This window comes from Aeromonas sp. R7-1, assembly GCF_040908115.1.
In the GTDB taxonomy this organism is placed as follows: Bacteria; Pseudomonadota; Gammaproteobacteria; order Enterobacterales; family Aeromonadaceae; genus Aeromonas; species Aeromonas caviae.
In genome coordinates this window covers 1-17,931 of sequence record NZ_JBFODD010000037.1, presented here as the reverse complement: position 1 = coordinate 17,931, position 17,931 = coordinate 1, and the positions used below count along the sequence as shown (strand labels likewise).

Below are 17,931 nucleotides of genomic sequence, written 5' to 3'. Positions count from 1 at the left end.
GTGGCGCAATCCTTTATCCCCGCAAAAAGAGTGAAACTTGTTAAAATGCAGCCCGAAAGGGCAATTTATAAGGCAACAGCACCCGACTATATCCAAGAATTCTATCGAGGCAAGCGAAAATCCCAATCGACCTCACATTTTTGCAAGGAAATGCTCTGTTTAGCGCAATTTATGTGATCATGCCCAAACAATATACAATCTTGAATGCATCGGTTTTGAGCCCATCAAACGGACTGTTATCGCTATTTCACCCCCATTTTTAAGTGAAATATTATGCTATCTGCGGATCTCTATTTGTTAAATACGGCAAGCGTTGATGCAGACCTGGTGATCAGGCTGGCATCCGAACTCGCCCCGGATGAACGCCGTCACTGGCACGAGATCCACCAGGCGGGTCGCCAGCATGAGTACCTGCTCGGCCGGGTGCTGCTGCGCCGCCTGCTGGCCGAGCGACTCCATTGCCGGGCCGATGCCCTGACTTTTGGTATCGGTGCGCATGGCAAACCGACACTGCTCAGTCATCGCTGGCAGTTCAACCTCAGCCACAGCGGAGAGTGGCTGGTGATCGCCCTCTGTGAGGAGGGTCCCCTTGGGGTGGACATCGAGATGGGATTGCGTCACCGTCCCATACTGCCGCTGGCCAAACGCTTCTATGCGCCAAGCGAATACCAATGGTTGAACGCCCTGCCCCGAGAGGAGCAACATTCGGCCTTCTATCGGCTATGGTCTCGCAAGGAAGCTGTGCTCAAGGCGCATGGCGATGGTATTTCCGCCGGACTCGACAAAATCTGCTTCCTTCCGGAGCAGGCATGGCAGCTCAAAAATCATCTCGACAATCGCCACTATGAAATCCGCGACTGGCCCGCGGGCAGCGGATGGCTCAGCCTGGCTGCCCCGACCCGCCGGGTCGATGCCCATCTGCTGGATGCGCGCTTGAATTCCATCCCGCTGGACCCCATGTTGATCCACACCATTTTTCGAGAGTCAGCCTCATGATCGTCGACATCACTCCCCAGAACTTCCACGCAGAATTGCTCGATGCGTCCATGAAAAAGCCGGTCGTCATCTATTTCCACGCCCCCCAGATGCCGGAGTGCCAGGCCATGACCCCGCAAGTGGAAGCGCTGGTCGGCCCGGCCAATGCGGCGGTGACCCTGGCCAAAGTCGACATGAACGACCCCCAGTTGCAGCCTCTGGCCAGCCAGCTTGCCTTGCGCGCACTGCCCGCGCTGGTGCTGTTCCATCAGGGGCGCCCGGATGAACAGGCCATTCTGGAAGGGCCGCAGGATGAAGCCACATTGCGCCAGTATTTCGCCGCCTTTGCCCCCAAAGAGGAGGAGTTGCTGCTCGATCAGGCAAAGCAGGCGCTGGAGAACGGGCAAGCCGATGTGGCGCACACCCATCTTGGCCAGGCCCATCGCCTCGCCCCCGAGCGTCACGACATCACGCTCTGGCTGATACAGGCCGCGCTGGATCTCAATCTCCTTGACGAGGCGCAGAGCCTGCTCTCGACCATCCCCATGGTGGCACAGGATGATCATTACCAGACCCTGAGCTCCCGCCTCTCGCTGGCGCTGCAGGCCAGCGACAGTCCTGAGCTGCGCGCCCTGGAGCTGCGCCACGCTGAACAGCCTGATGACCATGCCCTCGCCCAGGAGCTGGCGGTGCTCTACAGCCAGGTTGGTAGACAAGAGGAGGCATTGGCCCTGTTGTTCACCATCCTCAAACGTGATCTCGCCTTTGGCGATGCCAAGAAGATCTATCTCGATGTGCTGGCAACCATGGGTGCGCACCCTGCAGCGCAGAGTTATCGTCGCAAGCTCTACAGCCTGCTCTATTGAGCGACAGGAAAATCAGAAGAGGGGATGCCGATTCGTCGGCATTGCCTTGTCAGGCGCGTATTAGCGGGAAAAACGCGGGTATTTGACGAATTTCAGGCAAAAAAAATGGCGCATTGAAATGCGCCATTTTTTCGCATGGATTACTTCTTGTAGGAAGTAGCCATGTTGTCGATGCGCTGGTTAGCACGCATAGCTTCTTGCTTGGCTTCTGCAACATCAGCAGCGATCTTGGACTGATCAGCACGAACAGCGCTAACATCTTGAGCCAGTTGGTCAACTTTGTTAGACAGATTCTGAACGGAAGTTTCCAGTTCGCTGGTGTTTGCACAACCGCCCAGCAGAGCGGACAGACCAACAACACCTACCAACAACATTTTTTTCATTTTTAAAAGCTCCCTTTAACTCGCCAGACGTTTAGCAAGCGGCGTGATTATGGCACAAAAAAATCATAGTTTGGATAGGCCTCATCACAGATAAATGCGTTAAAACCCTCATTTTTTTTTAGTTGCACACTTTCCGTACAAACTTTAAGCAAAAATGAGTGTCCCTGGATGAGGTTCGCACAAAGCGTAACCAAAATTTGGGCTTATTACAATTTCGTATGAGGCTCAGGCTGAACGTTCTGACAGCAATTGACGATATTGCACCAGATCTTCGATGGTCAGGACCGGCATCCGGTGCTGGCGACCGAAGGCCACCAGGTCCGGCAACCTGGCCATGGAGCCATCTTCCTTGGTCAACTCGCACAATACTCCGTAAGGTTTGAGCCCGGCGAGCTGCATCAGGTCGACGGTCGCTTCCGTGTGACCACGGCGGGTCAGCACCCCACCCGTGCGGGCGCGCAGCGGGAAGACATGGCCGGGTCGATGCAGATCGGAGGGCCGGGCACCGTCGGCGATGGCCGCGCGGATGGTGGTGATGCGATCGGCGGCGGACACCCCGGTAGTCACCCCCTGCGCCGCTTCGATGGTCACGGTGAAGGCAGTCTGATAGTGGCTGGAGTTGGCCTCCACCATCATCGGCAGCTCGAGCTGGCGAACCCGCTCGTCGGTCAGACAGAGGCAGACGATGCCGGAGCACTCGCGGATCATCATGGCCATCTGCTCGTTGGTCATGGTTTCTGCGGCAAAGATGAGATCGCCTTCGTTCTCGCGATCTTCATCATCGGCCACCAGCACACCCTGACCGGCACGCAGGGCGGCCAGCGCGGCTTCGACGCGAGCAATGGGATCACCGAATTCACTGAGTAGAGACTGATTCATGGTAAGACTCCTAAAAAAGACAAGGACCAGAATCAGGGCATGGAAAGGCAGACAGAAGTAGCCATGCGGCGGCCAACCCGGCAGGGTCTGGCCAGCAATATCTGTCTTATCCTCTTTCATCCGGACTATGACCGTCGGCTCCGGCATCTCACCGGATCTGCTGACCCCGTCCCGGATGAATGCCGGGTCGGGCGCTCGCGGGCTCCCCGAGTCACATCGGGATACCGCCGGTGGGGAATTTCGCCCCGCCCTGAGAATAAGCGCAGACAGCCTAAAGAAAAAAGACGCAGGATGCCAGCCAAAAACCCATCAAAGACAAACCGGGAGCTGGCTGCACTGCAATTTTCGCGCGAGCACCACCCGATACACGGCGCGCTGTCCTTTCTGATTTCGTTTGTGGCATAGTGCCAGCAAAAACGCGCGCGCCCGCGCAGACCGGGTGCCAACATCACAAACGGAATCATGACAGAGATGGAAAAGAAAATACTGCTGACCGATTGCCCCGACGCCAAGGGTCTCATCGCCAAGATCACCAACATCTGCTACAAGCACCAGCTCAACATCAACAAGAACGACGAGTTCGTGGATCACGAAAACGGCCGCTTCTTCATGCGCACCGAGCTGGAAGGGCGCTTCAACGACGAGACCCTGCTGGCCGACCTCGACGATGCCCTGCCTGCCGGCGCCCAGCGTCGTCTCGTCAAGGCGGGCAAGAAGCGCATCGTCATCCTGGTGACCAAGGAGACCCACTGCCTCGGCGACATCCTGATGAAGAACTATGCCGGCGCCCTGGACATGGACATCGTCGCGGTCATCGGCAACTACGACACCCTCGCCGAGCTGACCGGCAAGTTCGACATCCCCTTCCACTGCGTGAGCCACGAGGATCTGAGCCGCACCGAGCATGAGGAGCAAGTGCGCACGCTCATCGATGGCTACCAGCCGGATTACGTCATCCTGGCCAAATACATGCGTGTGCTGACCCCAAGCTTCGTGGAAGCCTATCCGCGCAAGATCATCAATATCCACCACTCCTTCCTGCCTGCCTTCATCGGCGCCCGCCCCTATCGTCAGGCCTTCGACCGCGGGGTCAAGCTGATTGGTGCCACCGCCCACTTCGTCACCGACGATCTGGATGAAGGCCCCATCGTCGAGCAGGACGTGATCCACGTCGATCACACCTTCAGTGCCGACGACATGGCCAAGGCCGGACGCGACGTGGAAAAATCCGTGCTGAGCCGGGCGCTGGAACTGGTGCTGAACGAGCGGGTTTTCGTCTACGGCAACAAGACCGTCGTGTTCAAATAAGCGGCTGCGCGCCCCCAGAAAAAAGGCTCCCGAGGGAGCCTTTTTCATTGCGCGGAACTCACGGGTGCAGCGGCAGACCATTGACGGTCACGGCCCCTTTGTCGAGCTTGAGCTCGGCCTGAAGCTGTGACTCCTGAGCCTTCAGATATCCCATGGCAGTGAATTGCTCCAGCATGGGGGCCAACTGGGGAACGGCCTGGCCCAGCTTCTCCCCAAGGTGGGCATGAAGCAGCCCGGAGAGTGCCTGCATCCCCTCCTCGCTGCCCATCAACTGTGCCAGGGTGGTGGACGCCAGCTTGGCCTCCCCTTGCAGGCTGACAGGTTCACCGTTCAATCGCGCACTCAGATCCGCCAGTTCCAGCGTGGCCCCTCTCTGGAGCATCTTGTCCAGCGCTTCCTGGATGGCCGCTTCGTCCACCCGTTTGCTGCTGGCCTCTTGCAGCGTCTGATACCCCTCGAGATCCAGCCCCTTGAGGGAGAGATCCAGATTTCCCTGGGTCAGCGCGAGCCGGTCTTCCTCGCTCTCCATGTTGAGGGTCGCCACCTTCATCTGATAGCGAGTGGAGAGCGTCTGAAGATCGTCCCCCGCCAGCTCGGTGGCCGTGGTCAGCCCCTCCAGCGTGATCTTGACGTTCCCCGGCTGGGTCAGGGAGAAGGCCGTGAGGGTCGCATCGCTGCGGGGAGAGAGCCAGAGGCCGCTGATCTCGGCCATGTCGGCACTGCCCTTGAGATCCGCCAAGGCCAGATCTGTCTTGCTCTGGGCATCGTGGACCGTCATCCCCAGCCAGTGGGCGGTGAGATGGCCATTGCCGTCGAGATCCCCACGATAGTCGCCGTTCAGGGGCAGGAAGGTGAATTCGTTGAGCCCCTCCTTGACCTTGAAGTCGCTCACCCAGAAGCGGGAGCTGTTGCTCATGGTCCAGAGGCTGCTCGCCGATTCTGCCCCCAATTGCCACTGCTGCATCCCCAGGGAGGTCAGGATGGGCGCCAGCGTGCCCTGTGCGGTATCAAGCTGGAGGTGGCTCTTGATATAGAGCGGCAACAGGCGGCTGTTGAACGCGAACTGCATCTCGATGGGCTCGCTTCCCGCCAGCTGGGGATCAAAACTCGCCAGCGTCTGGGGCGGCACCACCACCTTGAGCACGCCGTCGCGGGTAAACAGATTCTCCGTCTCTGGGCTCCAGGTGACTTCGATTCCGCTCTCCTGCTGCGCCCTGGCGATCTGCTCGGCCAGGATCCGGTCGAACGTATTGCCCGTGTACCAGCAGGCGCCAAGCCCTCCCACCACCAACACGGCTCCGACGGCCAAGGCCACTTTTTTCTTCATCAGTTCTGTTTCTCCACAATGGTTCAATGGCGGGTGCATGGGCGCACTCTACGGGGAGGATGGGCATCAACACAAGCCAGACAACGGCTTGGGGTCCACGCTCTGGCTGTCACAGCAGGGGGCTGAACAGGTAGAAGATGTTCTCAAGCAATTTTTTGTACCAGGGGCGGGCACGCCACCTGGTCAGTGACATGGGGGTCGCCTCCAGCATGTAGCCCTGCACCAGCTGGTTCATCTCGGCGACAAACACCGGGTTGTCGATGAGCAGGGTGATCTCGAAATTGAGCCAGAGACTGCGCCGGTCGAGGTTGACCGTGCCCACCAGAGCGAAATCATCGTCCACCAGCACGCTCTTGGTGTGCAGCAGCCCGGCATCATAGCGATATATCTCCACTCCTGCCGCCAGCAGATCCTCCATGAAGGAGTTGCTGGCGTGGTTCGCCATCAGGGAGTCGTTGCGCGCAGGCAGCACCAGTTGCACCAGCACGCCGCGGGCCGCCGCCGAAGAGAGGGCCGCAGCCAGCGGATCGTCCGGCACGAAATAGGGGGTGGTCAGCACCAGATGGTGACGAGCCTGGTAGATGGCGAGCAGCAGGCTCTGCTGGATACAGTCACCACCGACGAAGGGGCCGGAGGGAATGAGCTGGGCCCGATAGTTGGTCTGTGGCCAGGCTTCCGGCTCATGTTGCAGACTGTCGAGCAGCCGCTCGCCGGTCTCCATCTCCCAGTCCCAGACGAAGGTGGACCACATCAACGGCACCACGGGGCCCTGCACCCGGATCATGATGTCGACCCACTGGCCGACCCCGGCATCCTGCTTGAAGAAACGGGGATCCACCATGTTCATGGAGCCGGTATAACCAACCTTGTCATCGATCACCACCAGCTTGCGGTGCATGCGCAAGTCCTGGCGCTGGAAGGGGATTCGCCAGGCGCCGACCGGCAACACTTCCACGACTTTAACGCCGGCAGCGCGCAAGGTTTTGGGCCAGGAGGAGCGGAAGAAGGTCTTGCTGCCGATGGAGTCGAGCAAGACACGACAATCCACGCCGCGTGCCGCCACCTCCATCAACGCCTCGCACACCTCGTCCACATCCCCGCCGGGGTGCCAGATGTAGAACTCCAGATAACAGGATTGGGAGGAGCCCCGGATGTCGCGCACTATCTCCTCTACGATGCTCTTCGGCTTGTGCAGCAGGGTCATCCGGTTGCCCGAGAGCATGGGCATGGCCAAGCGTCCCTGGATAAGATCGTGGAGCGGGCGTGCCTTGCTGCCCACCTCGCAGCAGTGCTGGGGGAAGAGGCGCGCGAGCTGGCGGATCCAGATGGCGTAAGGACGGTACATGGCCTGGGCCCGCTCCGCCCGCTTGCGACCGAGGCGAATCTCGCCAAACAGCACGTAGAAACCGACCCCGGCGAAGGGGATGGCATAGATGAGGGCCAACCAGGCGAGGGATACCCCGATGGGACGTCGCTTCATCACCACCCGCAGGGAGATCCCAGCCACGATCACGGTGTGAAACAACAGCAACAACCAGCCGAGAAAGCGGGAAAACAGCAACTGAATGTCGTATTCCAGACCGTCGAGCAAGGCGACTCCTTGGTGTATTGGACAGATGGCACGGGCAGACCCCACAGGGTCGGGATGGTATGCTATGGGGCACACCCATTCTATCAGGTCGTTAGCATGATCCTGCAATCTATGCTGCTGAGTCTGGCCATGCTAGGTCAAGGCTCATATGACATCAATGAGCAGCAGATAAATCAGTACCTGCAGTCCCAGGTGCAAGTGGACAAACAGCTGGAATTGCCCGGCATCATCAAGGCCCATGTGCAACTCGAGCAGAGCGATGTGCAGATTGGTCGCCAGAGCCCGGATACCGCCAGGGTGTTTGGCAAAGGCAAGTTGAAAATCGCGCTCCCGGATCAGACCGAGTACGACGCGCGCCTCAACATGACCTATGAGGCGAGGCCCCGCTACGACAAGGCCAGGAGTGCGCTCTTCCTCGACAACATGAAGCTCATCGATTACAAGCTGGAGCCTGCAGCGGCGGAACAGAAGTTTGGTTTCATGCTGAGGATGCTGCTGCAGAGCATGGAGAAACGGCTGGAGACCCAGCCTGTCTACAAGCTGGATGACAAGGATCCCAATCAGGCCTGGCTCAAGGAAAATCTGCTGGGGCTGGAGCTGTCACCAGGCAAGATCCACCTGCTGACCAAACCCCAATAAGACGTCAGTTGAAAACAGGCGCCTTCGCCTGACGCACCAGCAGCTCGATCTGGTAACCCTGTTCGTGCTGCTGGTGATAGAGAGAGTGGAGGGGCCCGTCGAGTTCATGCAGGGGAAGGTGGTCAAATCCCGCCTTGAGGTAGAAGGGTTTCTCGAACGGCAGGGCGTGACAGATCACGGGCTTGTCGGAAAGATCGCGGCAGGCATGCTGCAACAAGCGGGACCCCAGCCCCAGGGACTGGTAGTGAGGGAGCAGACGAAAGCCGCACAAGTGGTAATAATCCTGTTCATCGCGCAGGCGCACCGCCCCCACCAGCCAGTGCGCGTCACGGACCACAAAAATCCGTTCTGCCAAATCCGGCACATAGTGGGAAAACGTCGTCTCGTAATAGTCTCTGATGAGGGAAAGATCCGCATCACAGTACTCTTCGAATCTGAGCTCCATCGCTCGCCTGCTTGTCATGCCCATTTCGCTCTGGCCATACCGGCCCTCTCCTGCTCGCTCGCTGGCTCCACGAAGAGATCAGACCAGAGTGGAGCAACAGCAAGATAACACGCCTTTAACTTACAAAAAAGCCAATAACTCGATGGAAAAGACGAGGTTGCGATCATCCGCCCCTTGACGCCATGAGCCGCGCCCCTTGTCCTGAGTGAGCACTCAGGTGGGACGTCCCTCTGCCATCACATTTCCAGCCTCCCCTGTTCACGGGCACTTGTTCTGCGCCATCCCGAATGCTTTACTCAACGTGGCTAACGAGGCTTAAGGAGCAAGCCGTTGAAAGCATGGATGTTGCTGGGCATGATGCCGCTGTTTTCCCACGCAGCCCCGGCTCAGATACCGCCGCCGGCCGAGGTGGTGATCCTGACCCCGGAGACGGCAGTCTCCTCCCCGGTTCCCACGCCGCGTACCGTGGCGCTCACCACGGCGCCGCTCCCCTCCCCTGAACCCGCTAAGCCTGCAAGCCGTCAGATCCAGGTCTACAAATCGGTACAAAAGAACGGGGTCATACGCTATTCCGACATGATGCCGGAGCAGGGTCACTACGAACTGCTGCTGTTCAACGACTGCTATGCCTGCGATCCGGCGTCCAAGGTCAACTGGCACACGACAGGCCTCTTCCTCTATGACTACGCCAGCACCATACAGGCGGCAGCCAAGGCTTATCAGGTCGAGCCTGCCCTCATCCGGGCACTTATCCATGCCGAGTCCGCTTTCAATCCTCTGGCCGTCTCCCGCAAGGGCGCCATGGGACTGACCCAGCTGATGCCCTCCACGGCGCGCGAGCTCGGGGTCGGCAACGCCCTGCTGGCGGAGCAGAACATCTTTGGCGGTGTGAAATACCTGGCGGGTCTGCTCAAGCAGTATGACGGCAATGTGGCCCTAGCCACCGCCGCCTACAATGCAGGCGCCGGTGCGGTGCAAAAACACGGCGGCATACCGCCCTATGCCGAAACCCGGGCCTATGTGGAACGAGTCAAGCTGCTGCATCAGCGCTACAAAGAGATGCTGAGCGCCAAGGGGTTGTAGGACCGGTACGGTACAAGCACGGCGGCATCCCTCATTGGCCGAAACCCGGGCCTATGTGGAACGGGTCAAGCTGCTGCATCAGCGCTACAAAGAGATGCTGAGCGCCAAGGGACTGTGATCATGCCGTACCCTATCGTTGGCATGGCGCCCTGCCCGGTATTCCTTCAGGCATAAAAAAACACGCCCGGGGGCGTGTCGATACCACACGTTAACTAGCAACACATCACTCTTTCGTGGCGATCACACGATAGGCCAATGCACCCAGAATGGCACCGACAATGGGGGCAACCCAGAACAGCCAGAGCTGGCCCACGGCCCAGTCACCGACAAAAAGCGCCACGCCAGTGCTGCGCGCCGGGTTGACCGAGGTGTTGGTCACCGGGATGCTGATGAGGTGGATGAGGGTCAGGCACAGACCGATGGCGATGGGAGCAAACCCGGCCGGTGCACGGCTGTCGGTGGCGCCCATGATGACGAACAGGAAGAAACCGGTCATCACCACTTCACACACCAGTGCGGCCAGCAGGCTGTAACCGCCGGGGGAATGCTCGCCATAGCCGTTGGAAGCAAAGCCGGCGCTCACATCAAAACCCGCCTGTCCGCTGGCAATGACATAGAGCACGCCACCAGCCACGATCCCGCCAAGCACCTGGGCCACGATGTAGGGCAGCACGTTGGAGGCCGGGAAGCGACCACCAGCCCAGAGCCCGACTGTCACGGCCGGGTTCAGGTGGCAACCCGAGATATGACCGATGGCATAGGCCATGGTCAGCACAGTCAGGCCGAACGCCAGGGCGACGCCCAGCAGGCCGATCCCCACATTGGGGAAGGCGGCAGCCAGCACGGCGCTCCCGCAGCCCCCCAGCACCAGCCAGAAGGTTCCCATAAATTCAGCAGCAAAAGGTTTCACTCTTGTCTCTCCCATGATGACTAACACGCGAACCTGAAAGGCTCATACGGACACTGTTATTGAACAGGCGCCATATTATGGGAGTGTGGCGGAGCAAGACGAAACCGACCCGATTCATCGCGGATATGTGATGAATGCCACAAGTTATTGATAAAGTAGAAAGATATTCACCCGCTCGGTGCGCTTCTCCATGGGAGTCCCATCGAGGGACGCGACAGATTGTGACCCGACCAGCGATTTTGCCAGCAGCTCCCCGCGCTCCCCTGCCAACACCAGAAGCCCTCCCCCGGGGATCAGCGATAACGGCCGCGCACCGATCCGCTGGCCCGCCCGGCCATGCGAATGAGGCTCTGACGGGTGTGGAAGTGGCAGAGCGCCACCCCGAGGGCATCCGCCGCATCCGCCTGCGGGGTGGCAGAGAGCTTGAGCAGGTGAGTCACCATGTGCTGCACCTGCTCCTTGGCGGCGCCACCGGTGCCCACCACCGCCTGCTTGATCTGGGTGGCCGAGTACTCGCTCACCGGCAGCAGGGCGTTGACCGCCGCGACGATGGCGCTGCCACGGGCCTGGCCGAGCTTCAGGGCCGAGTCCGCGTTGCGCGCCATAAAGACCCGCTCGATAGCGAACTCGTCCGGCTTGAACTGGGTAATGATCTCGCTCACCCCGTCATAGACCTGCTTCAGGCGAGACGGCAGCTCCCCCAGATCGGTGCGGATGCAGCCCGATCCCAGATATTCCGCCTTGCCCGCCACGATGCGAATGACCCCGTAGCCGGTGATGCGCGAACCGGGATCGATCCCCAGAATGATGCTCATGAACGGAATACCCCGCCCACTGCGGTCAGCCATCTCATCTTCGACACCTTCTTCATTGCGATCTCTTGCCCTGCTGCTCTTGATGGCCGCCAAGATAACAAACCCGCCTTCGCTTGGCTCGCTCGCTGGCACCTTTCCCGGCTGACTGCGCAAGGAGCCACCATCTCATACAGTGCTCTGCCGCTTCTCTGGCCAGTGATGCCTGCCGGTGTCACCAGCCCCTTGCCTCCGGGTCATCCCTTTGCCAGGGCGACGAGGCGCTCCGCCAGTCGATGGCTTTTCAGGTAGCTCTCGACCAGCGCCCCGTCTGCCCGCCCGACGTCAATCAGCCCATACCAGTGCTCGAGCATGGCGACAAAGCCTCGGCTCGCCAGCACGGGCTGCCAGTCGCCCGGTGCCAGGGTCTGCACTGTGTTGTCTCGCGCAAGCAGGCCACGGGTGCAATTCTCGATATGCAATGAGAAGTTGTCGCCATAGGCATCGATGCGCTCCTCGGTCATGCCGGCGCTGCGATTCATGCTGCCGCTCACCGCCATCTGCCCACTCTGCCAGGCGACGCTCACCCCGGCCAGCAGCTCGGGCTGCTCACTGCTGCGTCGCAGCACCGCATGCAGCTCCCCGTCCGGCTCGCCGCCATAACAGCAGAGACTGTCGAGCACATGGATACAGTCGTCGAACAGAAACTGGCGAGGCACCCCTGGCAGGGCGTGCCTGTGCTTTTGCCAATGGAGCTCGGTCAGCGGCTGGCCGCGTGCGGCGGCCATGGCGGGCAGATAGCGACGGTTGAAGCCGACAAACAGCGGGCAGTCCCTGGCGATGGCGAGATTGGCGAGCGCCTCCACCTCTCCTGCGTTGTCACACAGCGGCTTGTCCACAAAGGTGGGAATGCCGGCACGCAGGCACAGCTCCGCCAGTTTGCCGTGCACGGCGGTGGCAGCGTGGATCATCACCGCATCAGGTCGGCTCGCCAGCAGCGCATCGACCTCGGTAAAACACTCGCCAATCCGGTACTGGCGCGCCAGTTTGCCGAGCACCGAGGGACTCCGGGTACAGAGCAGCGGGGTGACTCGCTCGTCGTTTGCCAGCAGCGGCAGATAGGCCTTCCGGGCGATATCGCCAAGACCAATCAGGGCAATGCGCATGGGCACTCCTCTCAAGGGGATAACCAGATAACTGCCTGCACGATCTCAGGATTTCCCTCGCAGATCCAGCCTTGGCGCCATCTCGCTCCAGGTGCCTTCTGATGCAATGCGGCATCGCCCCGCGACACCCTGGCCACCTTCCTCCATCGAAGCGCCCCCCGGCGGCGCGGCGCTTGAGCGGCAAACCGCGATAGCAAAACAGGCAGGGCGACAACTGTCGCCCTGCCTGTTACACCCGCACACACCGCCGCACTCGGGCGATTGGCGCTCTTCTCACGTCGAGTTACTCTGCCGATCCGGCCTGCTCTTTGGCATCCCGCCACTTGCCAATCCTGGCGCCCAGCTCGGCGCAAAGCATGGCGCTGACCATGGCACCTATCATCCGGGTCATATCCGACATCTCTGTTGCAACCGGAAGCAGGGGCACAATCAGGTTAAAGGCGATGAGCCCCATCACCAGCCCGAGTCCGCTGCCTACCTTCTCTCTTCGGGATCGCGTTGTTATCGCCATCTGATTGCTCCTGACCAAACCCTTTCGACAATATTATCAAACAATGCGTTCAACAATGCTCTTGCAATGCTTCGCACTGCCTGTGCCCCAGTCTATAAACTGTTGTCAGACATATTTATCGACAATTAATCCATTATATAAACGGGATGCCAGACGTTATTCTGCCCATGAACATTATTTCGCCAGCACTGTCAGTGGGGGCAACCACATACTTCCCCCAACAGCCCTCATCCTCAATAGCGATAATCGGCCTGCGCCTTTCACAAATCACAAGAGCGTCACAATAACCCTCTTTGTGTTCAGCGTCGGTGAGATGGGCAAAGATATTGGAAAGTTGATGTTTTTCCTATGGTTGCATCACTTTTCCACTCGCATGATCAGGCTCGTTTGGCTTATCATAGCCACTCGATACCTATTGAACCGCATAGATAATTGCCTCTTCTGACACTCAGGACATATCAGACACAGCCGCTTGCGAGAATGATCACGCCTGGCGCCGATATTAAACATCAGCCCGCGTTAATATCTTTAATGTCAGCAAGTGTCGATATTTCACTCCACCCGAAGACGCTTTTCTCTGGCCTCACTGGCATGTCTGAATCTCGCTATTAAATATAAATGGCAAGGAATCGCTATGGATAAATCGTTTCGTCTTGCACCTCTCAGCTGTGTCTTGATTGCCGCCGTGGGTTGCAGCTCTCAGCAGATGCAGAATTTCAAATCCACGGTCAATGATATCGGCAAGGATTACGGCATGCCGGTGCTTTGTGGGGCTGGCATGATTGCAGGAGGGGCTGCGGGCTACGCCATCAACGGGAAAAAAGGGGCTGTCGCGGGGGTTGCCCTCGGTGGGGCGCTGGGCTGCGCGGCAGGCTATATGTGGCAGTCCAGGCTACAAGAGCTTGACCGGATAGCAAAGGAAGAGAATCTCAACATCGCTACCGAGAAGCTGACCGTTGCCGAGCCAGCCGCAGTGACCGGTGTCCCTCAGGACGCCGGCCTTGTGGCCCAGATCCCCGATTCCGGCATGTTCTCGAGTGGTTCTGCCCAGCTCACAGAAAGCGGCCTGCGCGTGGTCACGAAACTGGCCCAGCTCTATGCCAAACCCGCAGCCACAGACGCCTCGGATCAGCGCCGTATCCTCCTCGTCGGCCACAGTGACGCCACCGGCCCTGCAGAACTCAACCTGCGACTCTCCGAGCAACGTGCGCGAGCCGTCGGCAAGGTCCTGGTCGCATCGGGGATCCCGGCCTCTTCCATTTACTATCAAGGTGCAGGTTCGTCGCGTCCCATCGCAGACAACAGCGACCCCTTGCTTCGCGGTCAGAATCGCCGGGTCGAAATTGTAGAACTGGCGAACGAGCAGGCTCTGGTCATGCGGGCCCAATCCGAAGAGAACAACACCCGCTATCTGCGTTACGGGGCTTCCGACACCGCCAAACCGCGTGTGGCGGCGACCAAACCGGCGACTCAGTCCGCAAGCGGTTCAAGCAAGGTGGCGGCCACGTCGCAAACCGCCCCTCGCCAACCCGCCGCCAAGCAGAGCGCCTCAAACACCAGCACGACCAAGGCCCTGCCCAATGCCAAGGCCGCAGTGGACTTCGGCGGCAAGCCTGCCGGCACCTATCAGTGGAACATGGCCCAGAACATCAAACCCAAGGCGAGTGGTTTTGCACTGATCAGCAGCGCATACGCAAGCGACATGCCGATGTCGAGCTGTGAGGCAGATAAGCCACGCAGTGCAGGCCAGGTACTGAGCATGGCAGACGACCAGCCTCTCCCGCGCCATGCCACCAAGGAGTACATGCCCGGCTATAACAATCGCGTCTGGGCCAATACCGTCAACGGCCACCTGGTGACTGTCTCTCCGGTTTCCATCTTGCGTGACAACGCCCAGGTCGATCGTCAACCGATCCTGCAAGTCGTTCAGGGTTACAAATCCTCGAATCAGAAGAAGCCCCAGACCCTCAAGGCGGTGGCCAACACCTATGAGGGCGAGAGTGAGGTGCTGTACCGCGTCTTCACCAGCGATCCCAAGGCGTCGGTGTCCTGCATGGACCTCGTGTTCAGCAAAGGCAACGCCAAGGTAAGCCAGGGAGCCCTGTTCTACCCGGCAGGTTCCGAGGCTTATGTGGCTTCGTACCTGCCCATTCCCGCCACCCATTCCAAATAAGAAAACGGAGAAACTTAGTGGAAGACTTTTCTTTGGCAGCGCTCAAGACGCTGATCCTCGCCAACCAGATGCTGACCGTTGGCATTGTTTCATTCCTCGTCAGCGCCGTGGTGGTGTGGCGGCATTGGGAGCATGTTTCCTACTTCCTGATCCGGGTATGGCACAGCCTGCCGCTGATCGGCACAGTGGCCCGTCTCGCCCGCAAGCCGGCCTCGGTCGATGGCGATGGCTGGATCAACCATGAAGTGACCCTGTCAAATGTGTACTACCGCGAATACAAGAAACATTTAAAGGGGACAGATGCCTACAACGCCTCCCTCGACTACCTTGCCAAGGCAGGAGAGGCCGGCCGCTCCCCACGCCCGGCGTGGGTGCTTGCTCTGGTGCTGGTGCTGGTGCTGGTCGAGGCAATGGGCTTTGCCTACGTGCTGGCAGGCTGGATGAACATGGATGCCTCCACCAATGACCGTCACCTGCTGGCAGCCGCGACGGCTCTGCTGCTCGCCGTTGCATCCGCATTCCTGGCTGAAGTGGCCGGACACTCCCTGCATCACAACAGCCTGATCGCCCGGGCGCGTCACTGGTGGCAAGGGGAAGAGCCCTCAAAACGCTCCCGTACCCTCAAGGCAAACAAGGCCATCAATCTGGAAGACTCCTTCTCGGACTCTGACAAACCTGACTACGAGCAGCTGCTGGCCCGCCTGAAAGACGTGAATTCAGGTGTCAGCCGCAAGTTTGTCTGGCTGATTGTCTGTGCTTCGTTTGTTGCCTGCATGGCAGTGGGCGCCTTCGTGGTGCGTTCAGCCACCCTCGACAGCATCGAAACCGAGATGGTCAACAACATGCGCGCCGAAACAACGGCACAGAGTGACAGCAGCATGGGGTCGCCGTTTGATCTGCCGGAAGAGTCTCAAGCCATCAACAACGAGGCGGAAGAGGCCACCATCGAAGACAAGATGCAGGCCATCCGTGAGGCCAGCCTGACCACCTACGTCATGCTGTCGCTCATCTACATCGCCATCCAGGGGATCAGCATCTGGCTTGCCAGCAAATACCACTTTGCAGGCACCCATTCCAAAACAGCCTGGCGTCTGACACACGAATACGCGACCGCCGAAGAGATGCTGGACGCGATGGACCAGCAACGCACCGCCATTGCCAGCCATGCCGATGACAAGCTCCGCCGCTTGCAGACCCTGTTGTCGAGCCGTGACCATACCAACTCGGGTGTGCTGGGGGCGCTGGAAGGGGAGAAATCCGCCCATCGCAATTTCCTGGCCTTTATCGAGTACAAGGCAGGCACCGTGCCGCCCAAGCCGGCCCCCCAGGTCGCACCGGCAGTGCAAGCCGAGCCGGCACCCGCCGTACAACCGGCTGTTGCGCAGGCAGAGGCGGCTCTCCCACCCACCACTGACGCCCCCGGCCAGACCGGCGCTGCCGTCAAGGCCGCCGATTTCCATGATGTCACTGGCCTGCCCGAAGAGAGTCTGGCAGCAGCCAGCCGCGCACTGGGGGTGGACGAAGCGCAGTTGCGTGATATCCGTGAGCAGCAGATGGCCCTCAAGACCCTGGGCCTCTTTCCCACCAAGCAGAGTGCCTAATCGTGAAGATCACCCAGGTATTGCTACTGGCGTTGACGCTGCCTTGTGCAGCGTTGGCGGCCGAGCGTAACGACATACAGAGCTGCTATGAGCGCAATGGCCTGACCGACATCAAGCCTGCGGGCACCGGCCGCGAACTGGTGGTCATCATCGACCAGACCATTCCGATGCCTGACGATCTGCAACGCAGCAGTTGGGGGCAGATCGAGCGGTTCGTGCAGGCTGGTGATCGCGTCAAGCTCTATACCTTCTCCGCCTTCTTGCCTGGCGAATACCTTCGCCTGGCCTACGCGGGGCAACTGGATATGCCGCTGGAAGGGGAGATCCGGGACGATGTCAGCATGCGCAAATTGCGCGGCCTGGACACCTGCCTGACGACGCAGACCAAGGTCTTTCGTAACGGCTTTGGCAAACAGTTCGTGAAAGCACTTCGTGATGCCCACCAGGACATCCCCAAGAGCGAGATCATGAACTCGCTGCGCAAGGTGGGTGACGATATGAAGGCCGAGCAAGGCGTCAATGACCGCGTCGTGTTCCTCATTTCGGACATGCTGGAGCACTCCGATTACACCAGCTTCTATGCCACCAACAAGATCAAGCAGCTCAATGTCGGTGACGAGCTCAAGCAGGCCAAGAGCAAGGGGCTGTTTGCCGATCTGCAAGGCGCTCGCGTCTACGTCACGGGCGCCGGGCTGGTAACCGACGCGGTGAAACACGCCTATCGTTCCGGCAAGACCATGGATGCACTCGGTGACTTCTGGTCACAGTACTTCGAGCACTCCCATGCCACCCTGGTGAACTTCGGTGCCCCCAGCCTGAGCACGGATTTGCAATAACCGTCACCTTCACAGGCAGAGCCCGCGCTTCTGCCCATCACACAAGGGCGACCAACTGGTCGCCTTTGTTATTTAATGCCAACACTGCCCCCCTTCGAGATATCGGCCAACCCGCCCCTTGGCATCAGGTTTGCTCAGGCAAGCAAGAGGTGGGTCCCCATATTTGCCGACTCTCGTAAAAGATCCCCAAGGGACGTCGTCATCTCCCCCCTTTTCCATGGCTATGTCCCAATTACGTGTTGCATCGGGTGCCCTAGCGCCTCATGCAAACACATCTTGGTATTTACCTCCCTGCCGTAACGTTCCAGCATCCTGCGCCAGCCCAGATAATTCCTCAGGTAGTGGGTTGCGACTCCATGGAATCGTTCCATCCACTCCTTCAACCGCCGGTGATATCCGTTCACATGCTGGATGTGGTATGCCCCAATGACTCGCTCACCTCGACGG

At 59.5% G+C, this 17,931-nt stretch carries 17 protein-coding genes, 2 pseudogenes and 1 riboswitch; of the genes and pseudogenes, 9 read left to right on the top strand and 10 right to left on the bottom strand.

Annotation, left to right across the window (positions count from 1 at the left end):
• Window positions 1-273 precede the first annotated feature (273 nt).
• Both AB5Y51_RS08235 and AB5Y51_RS08230 read left to right on the top strand, forming a co-directional pair.
• Window positions 274-996, top strand: coding sequence for a 4'-phosphopantetheinyl transferase superfamily protein (locus AB5Y51_RS08235; protein ID WP_041214741.1), 723 nt, complete (start codon window positions 274-276; stop codon window positions 994-996).
• Complete coding sequence (locus AB5Y51_RS08230) at window positions 993-1,841, top strand: tetratricopeptide repeat protein (protein ID WP_041214740.1); 849 nt, start codon at window positions 993-995, stop codon at window positions 1,839-1,841. The genes AB5Y51_RS08235 and AB5Y51_RS08230 overlap by 4 nt, the downstream gene beginning before the upstream one ends.
• 140 nt (window positions 1,842-1,981) lie before the next feature.
• Here AB5Y51_RS08230 and AB5Y51_RS08225 read toward each other — a convergent pair whose 3' ends face one another.
• Together AB5Y51_RS08225 and ribB are read right to left on the bottom strand one after the other, a co-directional pair.
• The gene (locus AB5Y51_RS08225; RefSeq protein ID WP_010634682.1) at window positions 1,982-2,224 is read right to left on the bottom strand and encodes an Lpp/OprI family alanine-zipper lipoprotein; all 243 of its coding nucleotides are present in this window, start codon (window positions 2,222-2,224) and stop codon (window positions 1,982-1,984) included.
• 225 nt (window positions 2,225-2,449) lie between these two features.
• Window positions 2,450-3,103 carry a 3,4-dihydroxy-2-butanone-4-phosphate synthase gene (gene ribB, locus AB5Y51_RS08220; RefSeq protein ID WP_010673523.1) on the bottom strand — a complete coding sequence of 218 codons (654 nt, stop codon included), beginning with the start codon at window positions 3,101-3,103 and terminating at the stop codon, window positions 2,450-2,452.
• A 104-nt stretch (window positions 3,104-3,207) separates the two neighbouring features.
• Window positions 3,208-3,365, bottom strand: a riboswitch (FMN riboswitch).
• 209 nt (window positions 3,366-3,574) lie between these two features.
• Here ribB and purU point away from each other — a divergent pair.
• Window positions 3,575-4,411, top strand: coding sequence for a formyltetrahydrofolate deformylase (gene purU, locus AB5Y51_RS08215; RefSeq protein WP_029313992.1), 837 nt, complete (start codon window positions 3,575-3,577; stop codon window positions 4,409-4,411).
• A gap of 58 nt (window positions 4,412-4,469) precedes the next feature.
• Here purU and AB5Y51_RS08210 read toward each other — a convergent pair whose 3' ends face one another.
• Both AB5Y51_RS08210 and cls read right to left on the bottom strand, forming a co-directional pair.
• Window positions 4,470-5,738, bottom strand: coding sequence for a DUF945 family protein (locus AB5Y51_RS08210; protein WP_319903147.1), 1,269 nt, complete (start codon window positions 5,736-5,738; stop codon window positions 4,470-4,472).
• A 109-nt stretch (window positions 5,739-5,847) separates the two neighbouring features.
• Window positions 5,848-7,329, bottom strand: a complete 1,482-nt coding sequence (cls, locus tag AB5Y51_RS08205; RefSeq protein WP_010673520.1) for a cardiolipin synthase — start codon at window positions 7,327-7,329, stop codon at window positions 5,848-5,850.
• A 96-nt stretch (window positions 7,330-7,425) separates the two neighbouring features.
• Here cls and AB5Y51_RS08200 point away from each other — a divergent pair, with 96 nt between their 5' ends.
• A complete protein-coding gene (locus tag AB5Y51_RS08200; RefSeq protein WP_029313991.1) occupies window positions 7,426-7,968 on the top strand; it encodes a DUF1439 domain-containing protein in 543 nt (180 codons plus the stop codon).
• Between the two features lie 4 nt (window positions 7,969-7,972).
• Here AB5Y51_RS08200 and AB5Y51_RS08195 read toward each other — a convergent pair whose 3' ends face one another.
• Window positions 7,973-8,431, bottom strand: coding sequence for a GNAT family N-acetyltransferase (locus AB5Y51_RS08195; RefSeq protein ID WP_029313989.1), 459 nt, complete (start codon window positions 8,429-8,431; stop codon window positions 7,973-7,975).
• A 324-nt stretch (window positions 8,432-8,755) separates the two neighbouring features.
• Between AB5Y51_RS08195 and AB5Y51_RS08190 the strand changes: the two genes are divergently transcribed.
• A complete protein-coding gene (locus AB5Y51_RS08190) occupies window positions 8,756-9,496 on the top strand; it encodes a lytic transglycosylase domain-containing protein (protein WP_368178322.1) in 741 nt (246 codons plus the stop codon).
• A gap of 14 nt (window positions 9,497-9,510) precedes the next feature.
• Window positions 9,511-9,614 (top strand): annotated as a pseudogene (locus tag AB5Y51_RS08185) (lytic transglycosylase domain-containing protein); the annotation flags it as partial.
• Window positions 9,615-9,719: 105 nt separating this feature from the next.
• Here AB5Y51_RS08185 and aqpZ read toward each other — a convergent pair.
• The 4 genes from aqpZ to AB5Y51_RS08165 form a co-directional block, all read right to left on the bottom strand.
• Complete coding sequence (gene aqpZ / locus AB5Y51_RS08180) at window positions 9,720-10,406, bottom strand: aquaporin Z (RefSeq protein ID WP_010673516.1); 687 nt, start codon at window positions 10,404-10,406, stop codon at window positions 9,720-9,722.
• Between the two features lie 293 nt (window positions 10,407-10,699).
• Complete coding sequence (gene ruvC / locus AB5Y51_RS08175) at window positions 10,700-11,221, bottom strand: crossover junction endodeoxyribonuclease RuvC (RefSeq protein ID WP_010673515.1); 522 nt, start codon at window positions 11,219-11,221, stop codon at window positions 10,700-10,702.
• 233 nt (window positions 11,222-11,454) lie between these two features.
• Entirely contained in the window at window positions 11,455-12,363 is a 909-nt protein-coding gene (locus AB5Y51_RS08170) for a Gfo/Idh/MocA family protein (protein WP_368178264.1), read from the bottom strand.
• Between the two features lie 283 nt (window positions 12,364-12,646).
• The gene (locus AB5Y51_RS08165) at window positions 12,647-12,874 is read right to left on the bottom strand and encodes a hypothetical protein (RefSeq protein WP_010673513.1); all 228 of its coding nucleotides are present in this window, start codon (window positions 12,872-12,874) and stop codon (window positions 12,647-12,649) included.
• A gap of 634 nt (window positions 12,875-13,508) precedes the next feature.
• Between AB5Y51_RS08165 and AB5Y51_RS08160 the strand changes: the two genes are divergently transcribed.
• The 3 genes from AB5Y51_RS08160 to AB5Y51_RS08150 are packed head-to-tail and all read left to right on the top strand — an operon-like array spanning window position 13,509 to window position 17,484.
• The gene (locus AB5Y51_RS08160) at window positions 13,509-15,047 is read left to right on the top strand and encodes an OmpA family protein (RefSeq protein ID WP_368178263.1); all 1,539 of its coding nucleotides are present in this window, start codon (window positions 13,509-13,511) and stop codon (window positions 15,045-15,047) included.
• 17 nt (window positions 15,048-15,064) lie between these two features.
• A complete protein-coding gene (locus AB5Y51_RS08155) occupies window positions 15,065-16,648 on the top strand; it encodes an SPOR domain-containing protein (RefSeq protein ID WP_275058728.1) in 1,584 nt (527 codons plus the stop codon).
• Between the two features lie 2 nt (window positions 16,649-16,650).
• Window positions 16,651-17,484: a hypothetical protein gene (locus AB5Y51_RS08150; protein ID WP_368178262.1), complete on the top strand. Its 834-nt coding sequence runs from the start codon at window positions 16,651-16,653 to the stop codon at window positions 17,482-17,484.
• 221 nt (window positions 17,485-17,705) lie between these two features.
• On the opposite strand, the pseudogene AB5Y51_RS08145 reads toward AB5Y51_RS08150, so the two are convergent.
• Window positions 17,706-17,931 (bottom strand): annotated as a pseudogene (locus AB5Y51_RS08145) (IS1595 family transposase); the annotation flags it as partial.